The 15500-nt window shown below is 61.1% G+C and carries 17 protein-coding genes and 1 pseudogene; 9 read left to right on the top strand and 9 right to left on the bottom strand.

Annotated elements, in window-relative coordinates; genetic code table 11:
• Positions 1-96: 96 nt before the first annotated feature.
• A complete protein-coding gene (locus tag DNK50_RS13500) occupies positions 97-798 on the top strand; it encodes a histidine phosphatase family protein (protein WP_112194487.1) in 702 nt (233 codons plus the stop codon).
• A 44-nt stretch (positions 799-842) separates the two neighbouring features.
• The gene (locus DNK50_RS13495) at positions 843-1898 is read left to right on the top strand and encodes a permease (RefSeq protein ID WP_112194485.1); all 1056 of its coding nucleotides are present in this window, start codon (positions 843-845) and stop codon (positions 1896-1898) included.
• Here the strand turns inward: DNK50_RS13495 and mnmH are convergent.
• The 4 genes from mnmH to DNK50_RS13475 form a co-directional block, all read right to left on the bottom strand.
• Entirely contained in the window at positions 1888-2988 is a 1101-nt protein-coding gene (gene mnmH / locus DNK50_RS13490) for a tRNA 2-selenouridine(34) synthase MnmH (protein WP_112194483.1), read from the bottom strand. The genes DNK50_RS13495 and mnmH overlap by 11 nt on opposite strands.
• Positions 2988-4022 carry a selenide, water dikinase SelD gene (gene selD, locus DNK50_RS13485; protein ID WP_112194481.1) on the bottom strand — a complete coding sequence of 345 codons (1035 nt, stop codon included), beginning with the start codon at positions 4020-4022 and terminating at the stop codon, positions 2988-2990. The genes mnmH and selD overlap by 1 nt, the downstream gene beginning before the upstream one ends.
• Positions 4023-4116: 94 nt before the next feature.
• Positions 4117-4866 carry a TerC family protein gene (locus tag DNK50_RS13480; protein WP_032886672.1) on the bottom strand — a complete coding sequence of 250 codons (750 nt, stop codon included), beginning with the start codon at positions 4864-4866 and terminating at the stop codon, positions 4117-4119.
• 28 nt (positions 4867-4894) lie between these two features.
• The gene (locus DNK50_RS13475; RefSeq protein ID WP_112194479.1) at positions 4895-5146 is read right to left on the bottom strand and encodes a hypothetical protein; all 252 of its coding nucleotides are present in this window, start codon (positions 5144-5146) and stop codon (positions 4895-4897) included.
• 134 nt (positions 5147-5280) lie between these two features.
• Here DNK50_RS13475 and nhaR point away from each other — a divergent pair, with 134 nt between their 5' ends.
• Positions 5281-6183, top strand: coding sequence for a transcriptional activator NhaR (gene nhaR, locus DNK50_RS13470; protein WP_112194477.1), 903 nt, complete (start codon positions 5281-5283; stop codon positions 6181-6183).
• A gap of 4 nt (positions 6184-6187) precedes the next feature.
• Here nhaR and DNK50_RS13465 read toward each other — a convergent pair whose 3' ends face one another.
• The gene (locus DNK50_RS13465; protein WP_099584884.1) at positions 6188-7345 is read right to left on the bottom strand and encodes an MFS transporter; all 1158 of its coding nucleotides are present in this window, start codon (positions 7343-7345) and stop codon (positions 6188-6190) included.
• Positions 7346-7585: 240 nt separating this feature from the next.
• On the opposite strand from DNK50_RS13465, the gene sstT reads away from it, so the two are divergent.
• Entirely contained in the window at positions 7586-8806 is a 1221-nt protein-coding gene (sstT, locus tag DNK50_RS13460) for a serine/threonine transporter SstT (RefSeq protein ID WP_099584883.1), read from the top strand.
• A gap of 69 nt (positions 8807-8875) precedes the next feature.
• On the opposite strand, the gene DNK50_RS13455 is transcribed toward sstT, so the two are convergent.
• A complete protein-coding gene (locus tag DNK50_RS13455; protein WP_032886679.1) occupies positions 8876-9385 on the bottom strand; it encodes a DUF1993 family protein in 510 nt (169 codons plus the stop codon).
• Positions 9386-9502: 117 nt separating this feature from the next.
• Here DNK50_RS13455 and DNK50_RS13450 point away from each other — a divergent pair, with 117 nt between their 5' ends.
• Positions 9503-10150 (top strand): YceH family protein, encoded by a 648-nt coding sequence (locus DNK50_RS13450; RefSeq protein ID WP_099584882.1) that lies wholly within the window; start codon positions 9503-9505, stop codon positions 10148-10150.
• A 119-nt stretch (positions 10151-10269) separates the two neighbouring features.
• On the opposite strand, the gene DNK50_RS13445 is transcribed toward DNK50_RS13450, so the two are convergent.
• Entirely contained in the window at positions 10270-11088 is an 819-nt protein-coding gene (locus DNK50_RS13445; RefSeq protein WP_112194475.1) for a shikimate 5-dehydrogenase, read from the bottom strand.
• Between the two features lie 156 nt (positions 11089-11244).
• On the opposite strand from DNK50_RS13445, the gene DNK50_RS13440 reads away from it, so the two are divergent.
• From DNK50_RS13440 to DNK50_RS13430, 3 genes are all read left to right on the top strand, one after another.
• A complete protein-coding gene (locus tag DNK50_RS13440; protein ID WP_099584880.1) occupies positions 11245-11598 on the top strand; it encodes a hypothetical protein in 354 nt (117 codons plus the stop codon).
• A gap of 245 nt (positions 11599-11843) precedes the next feature.
• Entirely contained in the window at positions 11844-12038 is a 195-nt protein-coding gene (locus DNK50_RS13435; RefSeq protein WP_032886687.1) for a hypothetical protein, read from the top strand.
• A gap of 91 nt (positions 12039-12129) precedes the next feature.
• On the top strand, positions 12130-12312 hold the full coding sequence (locus DNK50_RS13430) for a hypothetical protein (protein WP_099584879.1): 183 nt from the start codon (positions 12130-12132) through the stop codon (positions 12310-12312).
• Between the two features lie 3 nt (positions 12313-12315).
• On the opposite strand, the gene DNK50_RS13425 is transcribed toward DNK50_RS13430, so the two are convergent.
• Positions 12316-13383 (bottom strand): AI-2E family transporter, encoded by a 1068-nt coding sequence (locus DNK50_RS13425; RefSeq protein ID WP_099584878.1) that lies wholly within the window; start codon positions 13381-13383, stop codon positions 12316-12318.
• A 160-nt stretch (positions 13384-13543) separates the two neighbouring features.
• Between DNK50_RS13425 and yegQ the strand changes: the two genes are divergently transcribed.
• Complete coding sequence (gene yegQ / locus DNK50_RS13420; protein ID WP_112194473.1) at positions 13544-14857, top strand: tRNA 5-hydroxyuridine modification protein YegQ; 1314 nt, start codon at positions 13544-13546, stop codon at positions 14855-14857.
• Here the strand turns inward: yegQ and DNK50_RS29510 are convergent.
• Positions 14854-15438 (bottom strand): annotated as a pseudogene (locus tag DNK50_RS29510) (methyl-accepting chemotaxis protein); the annotation flags it as partial. The gene yegQ and the pseudogene DNK50_RS29510 overlap by 4 nt on opposite strands.
• Between the last annotated feature and the right edge of the window lie 62 nt (positions 15439-15500).

Below are 15500 nucleotides of genomic sequence, written 5' to 3'. Positions count from 1 at the left end.
CCTCGCTATACCGACAGGGAACACCGCAGGACGCCCCGGCGTCATTGGGGCCAGGCTTGTCCGCCTTAACGTGACGCACGAAGACTCGAACCTATAATGACGATCAAGCCTCTGCGCCTTGTGCAACGACTCAAAGACTATTCATACATCATGCTGCCGCTGCTGCTGGTCAGCGGTGCCATGGTTGCTGCCCTCGACGCCCGTGAAAGCCGCGCCCAGCCTGTGGACGGTGTGCAAACCCTGGTGTTCCTGCGCCACGGCGAAAAACCCGCCGGCGGCCTCGGCCAGCTCAATTGCCAGGGCTTGAACCGCGCAATGAACCTGGCGACCCTGCTGCCGGAAAAGTTCGGCAAGGCCAACTTTGTATTTGCCGCCAACCCGACACGCAATGTCGAGGAAGGTGAGCTGGACAATTCCTACAGCTACATTCGCCCACTGATGACCATCAGCCCCAGCGCTATCAAATTGGGCCTGCCGGTAAACATTAAATTCTCCGCGAATGACACCAGCGACCTCGCCGATGAGCTGGTCGAGGACAAATACCACAACGCCACCATCTACACCGCCTGGTCCCACGGCTACCTGCCGGAGCTGATCAACAAGGTGGCGAGTGAAGCGTCCGGCGAAAAACACACGATTACCGACGACTGGTCCGGCAGTGACTACGACACGCTCTATGTGCTGACGCTGACCTGGCACAACGGCAAGGCCTCGCTGCTGAGCCGCAACTACAAGCAGGGCTTGAACGACGGCGATGAAACCTGCCCGGAACCGACACAGGTGAGTGCTGACAGCTGACAGCGTATGATGCGTCGCTATTGACTCATCGGCGGATCATCAGCATGTCCAACCTCTCCTCCACCCAGCCCGTCCGGGGCTGGTCGTTCTGGTGGAAACCAGCGCTATTCCTCTTGGTGGCCTGCGTAGGCCTCTATTACGTTAAGTGGTCGCCCTACTACTTCAAGGCGTTTGTGGCGGCCGACAATCACAGCATCGGCGCCTCGATTCTCAACGATCAACAAAGCTCGCCACTGGCGGCAGCACTGGCCTATGCCCAGGTGTATTTCCTGGCGATCTGGAAAGCCGCGGTGCTGGCGGTGATCCTTGGCTCCCTGCTGCAAGTGCTGATCCCCCGTGACTGGTTGCTACGCCTGTTCGGCCGCGCCGGCCTGGGCTCGACTGTGCGCGGCGGGCTGTTCGCCTTGCCAGGCATGATGTGCAGTTGCTGCGCCGCGCCGGTGGCGGCGGGCATGCGCCGCCAGCAGGTGTCGGTGGGCGCGGCGCTGGCCTTCTGGATCGCCAACCCGGTGCTGAATCCGGCCACCCTGGTGTTTATGGGCTTTGTGCTGGGCTGGGGTTTTACCGCGGTGCGGTTGGTGGCGGGCATCGTGTTGGTGGTGGGTGTGTCGCTGGTGGCGCAGCGTATTGCCCGGCCGGATCAGGTGCCGGAAGCGGCATTGGAGGCTGTAGCCGAAGTCAGCAGCACGGAGTCGCAACCATTCCTGAGCCGTTGGCTGCGCACGTTGTGGCAGTTGTTCTGGAACACGATCCCCATCTACATCCTGGCGGTGCTGGTCCTGGGCGCGGCGCGGGTATGGCTGTTCCCCCATGTCGACGGCGCCATGGCCAATAGCCTGGTGTGGTTGGTACCGCTGGCGATTGTCGGCACGCTGTTTGTAATTCCTACAGCGGCTGAAATCCCCATCGTACAAACCATGATGGCGCTAGGCATGGGCACCGGCCCGGCCGTGGCCTTGCTGATGACCCTGCCGAGCGTGAGCCTGCCGTCGCTGTTGATGCTGCGCAAGGATTTCGATGCGCGGGTGCTGGTGACGGTAGCCGGGTTGACCATGCTGGTGGGCGTGGTGTGTGGGTTGATCGGGGCGTTTATCCTCTGAGGGCTCGCTCGCGCAGATAGGCCGTGACGGCGCCCTGCTCTCCCGCAAACTCGATCCGTGCGCCTTTGCTTTCACGCTGGAAGGCGTACATCGGGTCGTAATATTCGCGCAACAGCCCTTCTATCCAGGCGCGATGCAGGTCCACGGCGCCGCTGCGCGCCTGCTCCGCCAGGGCGTCCTGCATGATCGCGTGCAAGCGCTGGAAGCGCTCACCGCCCAGCCGCTTGTGTATATTCGCCAGACTTTGGGTAAGACGTTCGGCGAACAATGCGTAGCCGTCTTCGCCAAACACCGTATCAAACTCAACACACAGGTCGACTACATAGTCACGCAGGATACGTTCGACACGCCCTTCGACGCTGTCTTCCAGCCACACCATCGAGTAGCCCTGCATGCCTTTGTGCAGTGGCAGCGGCAGCGCGCAGCTGCCGATCATGCGACTTTCGTCCTCGACCACAAACTGCTCAATGCCGCCCGCGCGTTTTTTCAGCAGGTCCACCGCCAGACGGTTCTCGAAGTCGATGTTGGACGGCTGCGTGGTGGCGCGCTTGCCGAAGCTGGAGCCACGATGGTTGGCGTGGCCTTCAAGGTCCAGGGCATTGGGCAACTGGCCGAGCACTTCGGTCTTGCCGGTGCCGGTCATGCCGCCGAGCAACACGAAATCACACTGAACGGTGGCCTGTTCAATAGTGTTCACGAGGAACGTTCGCATGGCCTTGTAGCCACCGCCGACCCGTGGGTACTCGATGCCGGCGTCGGTTTTCAACCATTGCTGCACAATCTGCGAACGCAACCCGCCGCGAAAACAGTACAGGTAACCGTCGGGATGGGCTTGGGCGAATTGTGCCCACTGTGCAATGCGCTCGGCCTTGATGGCGCCGGACACCAATTCATGCCCCAACACAATCGCCGCCTGCTGCCCTTGCTGCTTGTAGCAGGTGCCGATGCGCTGGCGCTCGTCATCGTTCATCAACGGCAGGTTGACCACGCCGGGGAACGCGCCCTTGATGAATTCCACCGGCGCGCGGGTATCCATCATCGGCCGGTCGCTGAGGAAAATGTCGCGGTAATCGGTGATGTCAGTTGCCATCAAAACACCTCTACCGCGTTGGTCTGTCGCTCAACCAGAACGCCGATCGGCGCCATGCTCAAGCCCAGTTCCGCCGCCACGGCGTGGAACTCGGCGTCACCTTCAGGTGTGACGGCGATCAGCAGCCCGCCGCTGGTCTGCGGGTCGCACAGCACGCGCTTGTGCAGCTCTTGCACGCGCCCGAGCTTGCTGGCGTAGCTATCGAAGTTGCGTAACGTGCCACCGGGCACACAACCCTGATCCAGGTAGTACTCGACCCCAGGCAGCCGTGGGACTTTTTCATATTCGATGCGTGCGGTCAGGCCGCTGCCGTCAGCCATTTCCACCAGATGACCCAACAGGCCGAATCCGGTGACATCGGTCATGGCCGTTACCCCGGCCAGCTTGCCGAAGCGGCTGCCGGGCTTGTTGAGGGTGCACATCCAGTCGCGGGCCAGGCCGATGTCGGCCTCGCGCAGCTTGCCCTTCTTTTCGGCAGTGGTGAGGATGCCGATGCCCAGCGGCTTGGTCAGGTACAACTGGCAGCCGGCGGTAGCCGTGTCGTTGCGCTTCATATGGCGCTTTTGCACGATGCCGGTCACGGCCAGGCCGAAGATCGGCTCCGGCGCGTCGATGGAGTGGCCGCCTGCCAGGGGGATACCGGCGGCGTCGCACACCGAGCGGCCACCACGGATCACTTCCCGGGCAATCTCGGGCGCCAGCACGTTCACCGGCCAGCCGAGAATGGCGATGGCCATCAACGGGTCGCCGCCCATGGCGTAGATGTCGCTGATGGCATTGGTGGCGGCGATGCGGCCGAAGTCGAAGGGGTCGTCGACAATCGGCATGAAAAAGTCAGTGGTGGAGACCACGCCGCGCTCGTCGTCGATGGCGTACACCGCCGCATCATCCCGCGAGGCATTGCCAACCCACAGGTTGGGGTCGAGGTTCTGGGCGCCGCTGCCGGCGAGAATCACTTCCAATACTTGGGGCGATATCTTGCAACCACACCCCGCGCCATGGCTGTATTGGGTAAGACGAATCGGCTCGTTCATGTAGGACCTCACGCTATCAAGTGTCGGGATTCTAACAGACAGCAAAAAGCCGGCTGGGCTCTTGTGAGCACAGCCGGCTTTCAGGTTTCGGCGGTTACTGGCGGGCAGCGAGCAAACGCTTGTGGCGGTTACGTCGTGCGATGTTCAAGCACTCGATGGCCGCCGAGAAGGCCATGGCCGCGTACACGTAGCCTTTAGGCACATGGGCACCGAAGCCTTCGGCGATCAGCGTCATGCCGATCATAATCAGGAAGCCCAGGGCCAGCATCACCACGGTCGGGTTGTCGTTGATGAACTTGGCCAGCGGTTCAGCCGCCACCAGCATCACGATCACCGATGTCACCACGGCAATGATCATGATCGGCAAGTGCTCGGTCATGCCCACGGCGGTAATGATGCTGTCGATGGAGAACACCAGGTCGAGCAACAGGATCTGCCCGATCGCTGCGGCGAAGCCGATGGCCACGGTGTTGCCAACCGATGCTTTCTCTTCCGGCTCCGGGTCCATGCTGTGATGGATCTCGGTGGTGGCCTTCCACACCAGGAACAAGCCGCCGGCGATCAGGATCATGTCCTTCCACGAAAACGCCTGGCCGAGCACTTCGAACACCGGCGCCGTCAACTGCACGATGAACGCGATGGTGCTCAACAGGCCCAGGCGCAATATCAGCGCCATGCTGATACCGATGCGCCGTGCCTTGGCCCGGTGCTGCTCAGGTAGTTTGTTGGTGAGGATCGAGATAAAGATCAGGTTATCGATGCCCAGCACGATTTCCATGACGATCAAGGTGGCCAGTGCAACCCAGGCGGTGGGGCTGGCGGCCAGTTGTAAAAGGTAATCCATAGGTCAGTCCTGAGGTTGTGCTGGGAAATTAAGCTTCTTTACTGTTCGAGTCAGACTCTTTTTCTTCCTGATCGTCCTTTTTCTGCGGGCTGATCAGGCCTTGTGTCGCTTCACTCAATGCCTGCTCGGCGGCCTTGTGGGTGTCATCGATGGCTTGCTTGGCCGACTCGGTGGCCTTGCCCAACACCTGCTGCGCGCTTTTCTCGACCTGATCGCAACCGCTGATCACTACCAATGAAAGCGCAAGCAGCGATGCCGCGCCCAGGGAATTGAGTTTCATGATGTATTCCTCGTTAGAACCATTGGGTCCAAATAGTGGCCCCGCGATAGCGAGGCATTCTATGCAGGCGAACACTTCAGGAAAATTCGTATTTTTCTCGCGTATACTTCGTTTTTTACGAAGTGACGGCCGCGATGCTCAATTACCGACAATTGCACTACTTCTGGGTTGTGGCCAAGACCGGCAGCATTGTGCGCGCCTGCGAGCAACTCAACCTTACCCCCCAGACCATCAGCGGGCAGATCAGCCTGCTGGAGCAAACCTTCGGTATCGCGCTGTTCCAACGGGTCGGCCGCCAGCTGGAGCTGACCGAAGCCGGACGCCAGGCCCTGCCCTATGCCGAGCAAATGTTCCAGACCGGTAATGAATTGGAAGCGATGCTGCGCGCACAACCCAATGAACAGCAGATTGTGTTCCGGGTCGGGGTGGCGGATGTAGTGCCCAAGTCCATCGTTTATCGCCTGATCGCGCCGACCATGGAGCTGAGCGAGCCGCTGCGCATCACCTGCCGCGAAGACAAACTCGAACGCCTATTGGCCGACCTGGCGATCCAGCGCCTGGACCTGGTGATTTCCGACAGCCCCATGCCGTCGCACCTGGACATTAAGGGCTACAGCCAGAAACTGGGGGAATGTGGCATCAGCTTCTTTGCTACCCAGGCCTTGGCTGACCAACATGGCGGCGATTTCCCACAGTGCCTGCATGGCGCGCCGCTGTTGATTCCGGGCGCGGAGACGGTGGTGCGCAGCCGCCTGCAACGCTGGTTTGCCGAGCAGCAGATCCAGCCGAAGATCATCGGCGAGTTCGACGACAGCGCCCTGATGCAGGCATTTGGCCAATCCGGCAGCGGGATTTTTATCGCCCCCAGCGTGATCGCCGAAGAAGTCGTGCGCCAATACGGCGTGGCGCTGATTGGCCAGACTGACGCGGTCACCGAGTCGTTCTACGCGATCTCGGTGGAACGCAAGGTCAAGCACCCCGGCATCGTGGCGATTACCGAAGGGGCAAGGCGCGAGTTGTTTACCGCCCTGCCTTGACGGCTCAGGCCCTGGAGGCGACCGGTTGTTTGGCGGTCATCAGCCACAGCGCCAGCAGGATTGACACCAGAATAAACCCGGACGCTGCAAACCCCAGGCTGCCCAGGCCCAAGGTGTCGATCACCTGCCCACCGACCAACGCGCCCAAGCCAATCCCCAGGTTGGCCCCGGCAATGTTCAGCGACGCGGCAAACGCTGGCGCATGGGGCGCGGCCTTCATCAGCCGCACATGGCTGACCAGGAACATCGCTGCCTGGGTCACGCCCCACACCGCCATCGCCGCAGCCAGGCCGACGGTGGAATGAATCGCCGGGACCAATGCCACCATGCCGGCGATCATAAAGCCGCAGAACACCATCGACGCGATCAACGGGTGGCGATCCACCGCACGGCCGCCCAACGAGTTGCCGATCAATCCGACCGCGCCAAAGCCCATCAGGCACCAGCCCACCAACGTGCCATCAAACCCAGCCAGGCGTTCAAGGATGTCGGCCAAATAGGTGTAGGCCGTGAACATACCGCTGAACACCAGGATCGACAGCAGGATATGGCCCTGCATCAAGGGGTTGCGCAGGATCTTGAACTGCGAGCGCAGTGTCACCTCATCGTTCTTCGGCTTCGTCACCGGCAGGTAGATAAACAGCAGCAAAGCCTTGGCCAACGCCACCACCGCCAGGATAGCGAACGCGGTGCGCCAGCCGAACATATCGGAAATCAGCGTGCCCACCGGGATGCCGAACACGGTGGCGCAGACAATGCCGAAGCCGATTTTTTCGATGGCACGCCCGGCATATTCCGGGCCGACGATGTCGACCGCCGTTTCACTGGCCAAAGCCCAGAATACCGGCAGGCCGAGGGCCGGGATCAGCCGCGCCACGGCCATTACCCAGATATTCGGCGCCAACGCGGCCACGGTATTGGCCACCGCGAACATGATCAGGATGCTGATAAATAGGCGCTTGCGTGGGAAACGAGCGCAATACGCCGTCAGAAACGGCCCAAACGCTGCCACGGTGAACGCGAACAGCGTCACCAGCAGCCCCGCCTGGGACACGCTGACGTTCAGGTCCCGGGCAATCGACGGCAATAGCCCGACGATGATGAATTCTGTGGTCAGCACGGTAAAGCCGGCGGCCGACAGCAGCAGGATGGGAAACAGCATGAAAACTCCAGAAACAACGACATCAACGACAGCCCGAAGGGCCCGCTGACGGAATAGGAAAAGTGAGAGGGATGAATCTTAACAGAGTGTGTCCGGGTTTGACCAAGACCCTACGGCGCGGGTGACGGAATGCCGCATCGAGCGGGACGTGTCCTACAGCATGGTAGACTTGGCGCCTGTTCCTACAGCGCTTTCGCCTGCAATGCTGCGTCCTACTAAAAAAACTAGAGACAACTGTTTATGACTGCTGCCCCCTCCCTGTTGCAACGACTTATGCGCGTCAGCCTGGTTACCCAAATCGTTATCGGCCTGATCGCCGGTATCCTGCTGGCCCTGCTGATGCCCGAGGCCGCCCAGGCCACCGGATTTATTGGCAAGGTGTTCGTCACCGCGCTCAAGGCCGTGGCGCCGATCCTGGTGTTCGTGTTGGTAATGTCGTCGATCGCCAACCATAAACACGGCCAGGAAACGCACATCAAGCCGATCCTGTTCCTCTACCTGCTCGGCACCTTTGCCGCCGCAGTGGTGGCGGTGGTTGCAAGCATGTGGTTTCCGTCGCCCCTGGTGCTCGCCACCCACGAGGTGACCGTTACCGCCCCCGGCGGCATCGCCGAAGTGCTGCAAAGCCTGCTGCTCAGCGTGGTGGACAACCCGGTCAGCGCGCTGATGAACGCCAACTTCATTGGCATCCTGGCCTGGGCCATCGGCATGGGCATCGCCATTCGCCATGCGGGCGAAACCACCCGTACCGTGCTGGATGATTTGTCCAACGGCGTGACCCTGATCGTGCGCGTGGTGATCCGCTTCGCCCCGCTGGGCATTTTCGGTCTGGTCGCCTCGACCCTGGCCACTTCCGGTTTCGGCGCCCTGCTCGGCTATGCACATCTGCTGATGGTGTTGATCGGCTGCATGTTGTTCGTGGCCCTGGTGGTCAACCCGGCCATCGTGTTCTGGAAACTGCGCCGCAACCCGTACCCCCTGGTGCTGATGTGCCTGCGCGAGAGCGGCATCACCGCGTTCTTCACCCGCAGTTCGGCGGCGAACATCCCGGTCAACCTGGCGTTGAGCAAGCGCCTGGGCCTGCATGAAGACACCTACTCGGTGTCGATCCCGCTGGGCGCCACCATCAACATGGCCGGTGCGGCGATTACCATCACCGTGCTGACCCTGGCGGCGGTGCATACCTTGGGCATCAACGTCGACCTGCCGACCGCCGTGCTGCTCAGCGTGGTCGCGGCCGTGTGTGCCTGTGGCGCTTCGGGTGTGGCCGGTGGCTCGCTGTTGCTGATTCCGCTGGCGTGCAGCCTGTTTGGCATCCCGAGTGAAATCGCCATGCAGGTGGTGGCTGTCGGCTTCATCATCGGCGTGCTGCAGGATTCGGCGGAAACCGCGCTCAACTCGTCCACCGACGTGCTGTTCACCGCCGCCGCATGCCTGGGCAAGGAAGAACAGCCGGCTTAAACGCCGCTGACAAAAAAGCCCGGTGTGGTTCTTGAGTGAACCACACCGGGCTTTTTTATGGCTGGAGGCTTAGAAAGCGCCCATGTAGTCACGCTTGCCCACTTCCACACCGTTGTGGCGCAGCAAGGCGTAAGCAGTGGTGACGTGGAAGAAGAATTGCGGCAGGCCGTAGGTCAGCAGGTAGGACTGGCCGCTGAAGCGCTTCTCTTTCGGGGTGCCCGGGCGGGTGATGATCTCGATACCTTCCTTGCCGTCGACTTGCTCAGGCTTGATGGTGTCGACAAACGCCAGGACCTTGGCGATCAGCGCTTGCAGGTCGGCGAAGGTCACTTCGCTGTCTTCGTATTTAGGCACTTCGATCTCGGCCAGGCGCGCAGAAACACCCTTGGCGAAGTCGACGGCGATTTGCACTTGGCGCACCAGCGCGAACATGTCCGGGAACAGACGCGCTTGCAGCAGGGCGTTGGGTTCGATGTTCTTGGCGGTGGCGTGGGCTTCAGCCTTGTTCAGCACATCGCTCAAGGCGTTGAGCATTTGCTTGAAGACTGGGATGGAGGCGGCGTACAGGGAAATAGTCATGACAGTCTCATCGGTAATGGCAGGGTTGGAACCAGCGGCGATTATAGCCATGCCTGCGGCTTGTCTTTTATTTTTTCAGGATTAGGCTAGTGGCCTTCACTGCATAGGGAAAGCGCGATGACCGCCGAGCACGACACCGACACCCCTGAGCCGCGCCTGAACAGCACGGAAATCCGCATTCTGGGCTGCCTGATCGAAAAACAGGCGACCAACCCGGAAACCTACCCCCTGACCCTCAACGCCCTGGTGCTGGCCTGCAACCAGAAAACCAGCCGCGAGCCGGTGACAAACCTCAGCCAGGGCCAGGTCGGGCAAAGCCTTCGCGCTCTGGAAGGCCAAGGCTTTGCCCGACTGGTGATGGGCAGCCGCGCCGACCGCTGGGAACATCGCGTAGACAAGGCGCTGGAGCTCGTGCCGGCCCAGGTGATCCTGATCGGCCTGCTGTTTCTACGTGGACCGCAGACCGTCAATGAGCTGCTGACCCGTAGCGGGCGCATGCATGACTTCGAAGATGCCGAGCAAGTGGTGCACCAGCTGGAACGCCTGATTGCTCGCGGATTGGCGCTGCTGGTGCCGCGTCAGGCGGGGCAGCGTGAAGATCGCTATACCCATGCGCTGGGGGATCCGGCGGACATCGAGGTGATCATCGCGGCGCGGGGGAATCCGGTGGAGCGTGGGGCTGGCGTGTCTGCGGAGCGCATAGAAGAGTTGGAAGCGCGGATTGCCGCGCTTGAAGAGCGCCTGGCACACCTGGAACAGGCGTAACGCAGCAAACAATGTGGGAGGGGGCTTGCCCCCGATGGCGGTGGTTCAGTTGGAACAGCTTTGACTGACAGACTGCTATCGGGGGCGAGCCCCCTCCCACATTTGATCACCAGCAATCTTCAGCTTCGGGCGAAGGCCACGGCTTTTTCGAATTGATCCTGGGTTGGCCGCACCCCGGTATAAAGCACAAATTGCTCCAGCGCCTGGATTGCAATCACTTCCAGCCCGGTAATCACCCGCTTGCCTTGAGCCCGCCCACGCACGATCAACGGCGTTTCGGCGGGGATCGCCACCACATCGAACACAGTCTCGGCGTTATCAACCGCATCCGCTTCAAACGCCAGCGCATCGGCCTCGGCGCCGCCGGTCATGCCGATCGGTGTCACGTTGACCAGCATATGCGGCCGCATGTCGCCCAGTTCTGCACGCCACTCATACCCCAAGCTCTGCGCCAGCGCCCTGCCCGCGGCTTCATTGCGCGCCACGATCACGCCGTTGGCATACCCCCCGTCACGCAAGGCGCTGCCTACGGCCTTGGCCATGCCGCCGCTGCCGCGCAAGGCGAAGGTGGAATCTTTCGGCACAGCGTGCTTTTTCAGCAGTTGCTCGACGGCGATGTAATCGGTGTTGTAGGCCTTCAGGCGCCCATCGGTATTGACGATGGTGTTGAGGGAGGCGATGGCTTGAACCGAATCGTCGAGTTCGTCCACTAATTCAATGGCGGCCTCTTTGAACGGCATCGAGACCCCGCAACCGCGAATGCCCAACGCCCGGATACCGCCGATCGCGCCGGGCAAATTCTGGCTGCTGAACGCCTTATAGTAGAAATTCAGACCCAACTGTTCGTACAGGTGGTTATGAAACCGCAGGCCAAAATTCCCGGGGCGGGCCGACAGTGACATGCACAGCTGGGTGTCCTTGTTGGGGTGCATCTGCATGGATAACTCCTTTGAGTAAGCAAATCGGTACAGACCTTACACAACCTTTACCTAGCGGCCGTGCTGTTTTTCAGAAATATGTTGTCTTAAAAGTATCCCCGCGACGTTACTTGAGTCTATTGATTGCAGACCACAAGCGCAGGGACCAACCGAGGAATGACCATGATTCGTAAAATCCCCAAGATCGCCTTGCTGGTAGGTGCACTCGCTATGGCCGGCCAAGCCTCCGCCCACGGTGGTGGATGGGGTGGCCCGGCCGTCTTGGGTGCACTGGTCGGCGCCGCCGTGGTGGGCTCCGTGGTTGCCAGCCAACCCCGTGAGGTCTATGTGCAGCAGCCAGTCTACGTGCAACCGCAGCCGGTATATGCCGCGCCACCGCCGGTCTACTACGCACCGCCCCCGCCGGTGTATGTGCAGCAAGAGGTGTATTACCGCCCGGCACCGGTCTATTACGGCCCACCCCGTGGTTATTACGGCCCTCCCCACGGCTACTACCGTCGCGGTTGGTAAGCCCTTATCGTGATGTCGGAAACAGGCCTCGCCCTACAAGCGGGGCCTTTTTTTGTGTACGACGTCCGGATTTATCGTGCCAAGGTCGTTCTGAGGACAATGGCCAAGCGGCCATCCCACACTATTAAGGTCGAAAGTCTACTTGCCCGACCGGGGCTTACGCTGTCATGTTTGTGTCACCACACACTCCCACTATCGATCCAGTCCACCCAATAACAACCCAATAACAACAAGGACGACAGACCATGCCCACACAAAACCCGCACCGCACCGCTGGCCTCTGTACGTCCAGCAAGGTCTACAGCGCCCTCACGGAGCTCAAGCACCTGGAAGGCCACCGCACTGCAAAGTTCCTGGCGTTGTTGGCGGAAAACCTGGTGCGCAAAGGCCTGCTCAATGAGCAGGAAGTGGTGAGCATGCTCGATCAGGTAGTCGACTGACGCCTTTTGTTGATGTCGACTATTGACCCAGGTGATTTTTCCTAAATCGCCAGGCCCCGTAAGGTGACCCCCATAGCGATTGGAGGTCCTTATGCCCACTGTTCAAATCATGTCCGTCATCGGCAGCGCCGTCCCCGCCCCCCTTCGGGAGCTGGGCTTGCTCGCCTGCTGGTACCTGGTACGCGATGGCGAAACCATCAGCGGCCCGCTCACATCCCTGTCCGCCGCCGAAAAACAACGGCAACACGCCTCGAACTTCCGGCTCCACGCCTGAAGCTTATGGCAACGGCATCTTGACCCGCGGCTTGCTCTCCACAAACAGCGCCCAACTGGACATGAACAGCGCCGCCACCAGCGGCCCGATCACAAAGCCGTTGAGGCCAAACACCGACAGGCCGCCCAGGGTCGAGATCAGGATCAGGTAGTCCGGCATCTTGGTGTCCTTGCCCACCAGGATAGGGCGCAGTACGTTGTCCACCAGCCCGATCACAAACACGCCAAACAAGGCCAGCACCACGCCCTGCCAGATCGAACCGCTGAGCAGGAAGTAAGCGGCCACCGGCCCCCACACAATCCCCGCGCCCACCGCCGGCAGCAACGACAGGAACGCCATCAACACCGCCCAGAGCAACGCGCTGGGAATGTCCAGGAACCAGAAAATCAAACCACCCAATGCCCCTTGAGTCACGGCCACCAGCACGTTGCCCTTGACCGTGGCGCGCACCACCCGATTGAACTTGAGCTGCAAACGGCGCTTCTGCGGCTCGGCCAGCGGCACCGCCGTGCGCACTTTACGCACCAGTTCCGGGCCGTCGCGCAGCAGGAAAAACAGCAAATACAGCATGATGAAAAAGCTCACCAGGAAATCAAACGTGCCCTGGCCGAAGCTGAACGCCTGGGTGGCGAAGAACTGGCTGCCCTGCATCGCGCTCTTGACGATTTTCTCGCGCAGGCCTTCAAGGTTGCCCATGCCAAAGCGGTCCAGCAAATGCTGGAAATACGGCGGCAGGAAGTTCTTGAACTGCTCGATATAACCGGCCACGTCGAGCTTGCCGCTTTCAACGTTTTTGTAGAGCGTTGCGCCCTCTTGCACCAGCAAGGCGCTGGTGATGATCACCGGCAGGATCGCGATCACCAGGCACACCAGCAAGGTGGCCAGTGACGTTAGGTTGCGGTTCCAGCCAAACCGCTGCTGCAGGCGGCGCTGCATGGGCGCAAAGATGATGCCAAGGATGACCGCCCAGAACACCGCCCCGTAGAACGGCAGCAATATCCAGATAAAGGCGACGGTCACCAGGACCAGCAGCAACAACAGGGTTTTGAATTGCAGGTTGGTTTGATTCATGTTCGGTCCATGTCAAAAAAGCAGGGCGCGCGTTTACGTCCCGGTGCTTAGTCCGCCGCAACTCCTGGGAGTGCCATCTTTGTTGCGCTAAGCGTAGACCCAGATCAATAAAGCCCTGCACCGCTTCATCTACCCTCGCGCTTTTTTGCGACCCAAGCCCATGCCTCCTGTCATCGCCCCCGAACTGCTCGCCCCCGCCGGCACCCTGAAAAACATGCGCTATGCCTTTGCCTACGGCGCCGATGCGGTCTACGCCGGCCAGCCGCGCTACAGCCTTCGCGTGCGCAACAATGAATTCGACCACGCCCACCTGGCCCTCGGCATTGACGAGGCTCATGCTCAGGGCAAGCGCTTCTACGTGGTGGTCAACATCGCGCCGCACAACGCCAAGCTCAAGACCTTCCTCAAAGACCTGGCCCCGGTCATTGCCATGGGCCCCGACGCGCTGATCATGTCCGATCCCGGCCTGATCATGCTGGTGCGCCGGCATTTCCCGATGATGCCGATTCACTTGTCGGTGCAGGCCAACACGGTGAACTGGGCCAGCGTGGAGTTCTGGCAGCAGCAAGGGATTTGCCGGGTGATCCTGTCGCGGGAGCTGTCACTGGAAGAGATCGAAGAAATCCGCCGGCAGGTGCCGGCCATGGAGCTGGAGGTGTTTGTGCACGGCGCTTTGTGCATGGCCTATTCCGGCCGCTGCCTGCTGTCGGGCTACATGAACAAACGCGACGCCAACCAAGGCAGCTGTACCAACGCATGCCGCTGGAAATACCAGGCTACACCGGCGGTGGAGAACGCCACGGGGGATATCGTCCAGGAATATCAGCCAACCCTCGGGATCGGCGCGCCGACAGATCAGGTGTTCCTGTTGCAGGAAGCCAACCGTCCCGATGAGCAGATGCCCGCCTTCGAGGACGAGCACGGCACCTACATCATGAACGCCAAGGACCTGCGCGCCGTGCAGCACGTGGACCGCCTGACCCACATGGGCGTGCATTCGCTGAAGATCGAAGGGCGCACCAAGTCCCACTTCTATTGTGCACGCACCACCCAGGTGTATCGCCAGGCCATCGATGATGCAGTGGCCGGCCGGGCATTTGATCGCGACTTGATGACCCATCTGGAGTCCCTCGCCCAACGCGGCTACACCGAGGGGTTTCTCCGTCGGCACGTGCACGACGAATACCAGAACTACCAGAACGGCAGCTCCGTGTCCGAGCGCCAGCAGTTTGTGGGCGAGTTGACTGGCGAGCGCCGGGGCGAGTTGGCCGAGGTCAAAGTAAAGAACCGCTTTGCCGTGGGCAACCACCTGGAGCTGATGACCCCCGCCGGCAACTTCCACTTTGACCTGACCACGTTGCACAACGCCAAGGGCGAGGCCATCAAGGTGGCGCCAGGGGATGGGCACACCGTGTATGTACCGATCCCGACCGAGATGGACCTGCGCTTCGGCCTGTTGATGCGCGACGTTTAGATCCGGAACTGCCCGACCAACTGCCCCAGGCGCTGGCCCAAGTCCGCCAGGCTGCGAGAAGTCTGAGCGCCCAATTGGGTTTCATCGGCGACGCTGTCCACCGCCACCGCAATCTGGTGCACGCTGCGGTTGATCTCTTCGGCCACGGCGGTCTGCTCTTCGGCGGCGCTGGCAATCTGAGCGTTCATTGAGTTAATGGTGCCGATCAACTGGGCCATGGTGTCCAGGGACGCGCCGGCCTGGTTGGCCTGGGCCGAGGTGCCGTCACCGGCATCGCTGGAGCGGCGCATCGCGTCTACGGCGGCGACCGTGCCTTTTTGCAGGCGGTCGATCATGCCCTGGATTTCCTGGGTGCTGGTCTGGGTGCGGCTGGCCAAGGCGCGCACTTCGTCGGCGACCACCGCGAAACCACGACCAGCCTCCCCGGCCCGTGCGGCTTCAATCGCCGCGTTCAGGGCCAGCAGGTTGGTCTGCTCGGCAATCGAACGGATCACGCTCAATACGCTGACAATCGACGCCACATCCTGCTGCAAGCTGTCGAGGGACACGCCGCTGCTGCGGATGTCGCTCACCAGTGCATGGATCTGCGCGATGCTGCCGTCCACCACGCGCTTGGCGGCCTGGCCTTCAGCGTCGGTCTGTT

The sequence above is a fragment of the Pseudomonas sp. LG1E9 genome, assembly GCF_003290225.1.
GTDB lineage: Bacteria > Pseudomonadota > Gammaproteobacteria > Pseudomonadales > Pseudomonadaceae > Aquipseudomonas > Aquipseudomonas cyclaminis.
The sequence above is the reverse complement of the archived record's forward strand: the minus strand, read 5'-3'. Positions and strand labels throughout refer to the sequence as shown.

What these genes read in the sequence shown, in the direction of transcription:
- DNK50_RS13440 (WP_099584880.1), top strand. Translation starts at nt 11,245, where the DNA reads ATGACCATGATTCGTAAAATCCCCAAGATCGCCTTGCTGGTAGGTGCA.
- DNK50_RS13450 (WP_099584882.1), top strand. Translation starts at nt 9,503, where the DNA reads ATGACCGCCGAGCACGACACCGACACCCCTGAGCCGCGCCTGAACAGC.
- yegQ (WP_112194473.1), top strand. Translation starts at nt 13,544, where the DNA reads ATGCCTCCTGTCATCGCCCCCGAACTGCTCGCCCCCGCCGGCACCCTG.
- DNK50_RS13430 (WP_099584879.1), top strand. Translation starts at nt 12,130, where the DNA reads ATGCCCACTGTTCAAATCATGTCCGTCATCGGCAGCGCCGTCCCCGCC.
- selD (WP_112194481.1), bottom strand. Translation starts at nt 4,022, where the DNA reads ATGAACGAGCCGATTCGTCTTACCCAATACAGCCATGGCGCGGGGTGT.
- nhaR (WP_112194477.1), top strand. Translation starts at nt 5,281, where the DNA reads ATGCTCAATTACCGACAATTGCACTACTTCTGGGTTGTGGCCAAGACC.
- DNK50_RS13465 (WP_099584884.1), bottom strand. Translation starts at nt 7,345, where the DNA reads ATGCTGTTTCCCATCCTGCTGCTGTCGGCCGCCGGCTTTACCGTGCTG.
- mnmH (WP_112194483.1), bottom strand. Translation starts at nt 2,988, where the DNA reads ATGGCAACTGACATCACCGATTACCGCGACATTTTCCTCAGCGACCGG.
- DNK50_RS13475 (WP_112194479.1), bottom strand. Translation starts at nt 5,146, where the DNA reads ATGAAACTCAATTCCCTGGGCGCGGCATCGCTGCTTGCGCTTTCATTG.
- DNK50_RS13495 (WP_112194485.1), top strand. Translation starts at nt 843, where the DNA reads ATGTCCAACCTCTCCTCCACCCAGCCCGTCCGGGGCTGGTCGTTCTGG.
- sstT (WP_099584883.1), top strand. Translation starts at nt 7,586, where the DNA reads ATGACTGCTGCCCCCTCCCTGTTGCAACGACTTATGCGCGTCAGCCTG.
- DNK50_RS13480 (WP_032886672.1), bottom strand. Translation starts at nt 4,866, where the DNA reads ATGGATTACCTTTTACAACTGGCCGCCAGCCCCACCGCCTGGGTTGCA.
- DNK50_RS13455 (WP_032886679.1), bottom strand. Translation starts at nt 9,385, where the DNA reads ATGACTATTTCCCTGTACGCCGCCTCCATCCCAGTCTTCAAGCAAATG.
- DNK50_RS13500 (WP_112194487.1), top strand. Translation starts at nt 97, where the DNA reads ATGACGATCAAGCCTCTGCGCCTTGTGCAACGACTCAAAGACTATTCA.
- DNK50_RS13435 (WP_032886687.1), top strand. Translation starts at nt 11,844, where the DNA reads ATGCCCACACAAAACCCGCACCGCACCGCTGGCCTCTGTACGTCCAGC.
- DNK50_RS13445 (WP_112194475.1), bottom strand. Translation starts at nt 11,088, where the DNA reads ATGCAGATGCACCCCAACAAGGACACCCAGCTGTGCATGTCACTGTCG.
- DNK50_RS13425 (WP_099584878.1), bottom strand. Translation starts at nt 13,383, where the DNA reads ATGAATCAAACCAACCTGCAATTCAAAACCCTGTTGTTGCTGCTGGTC.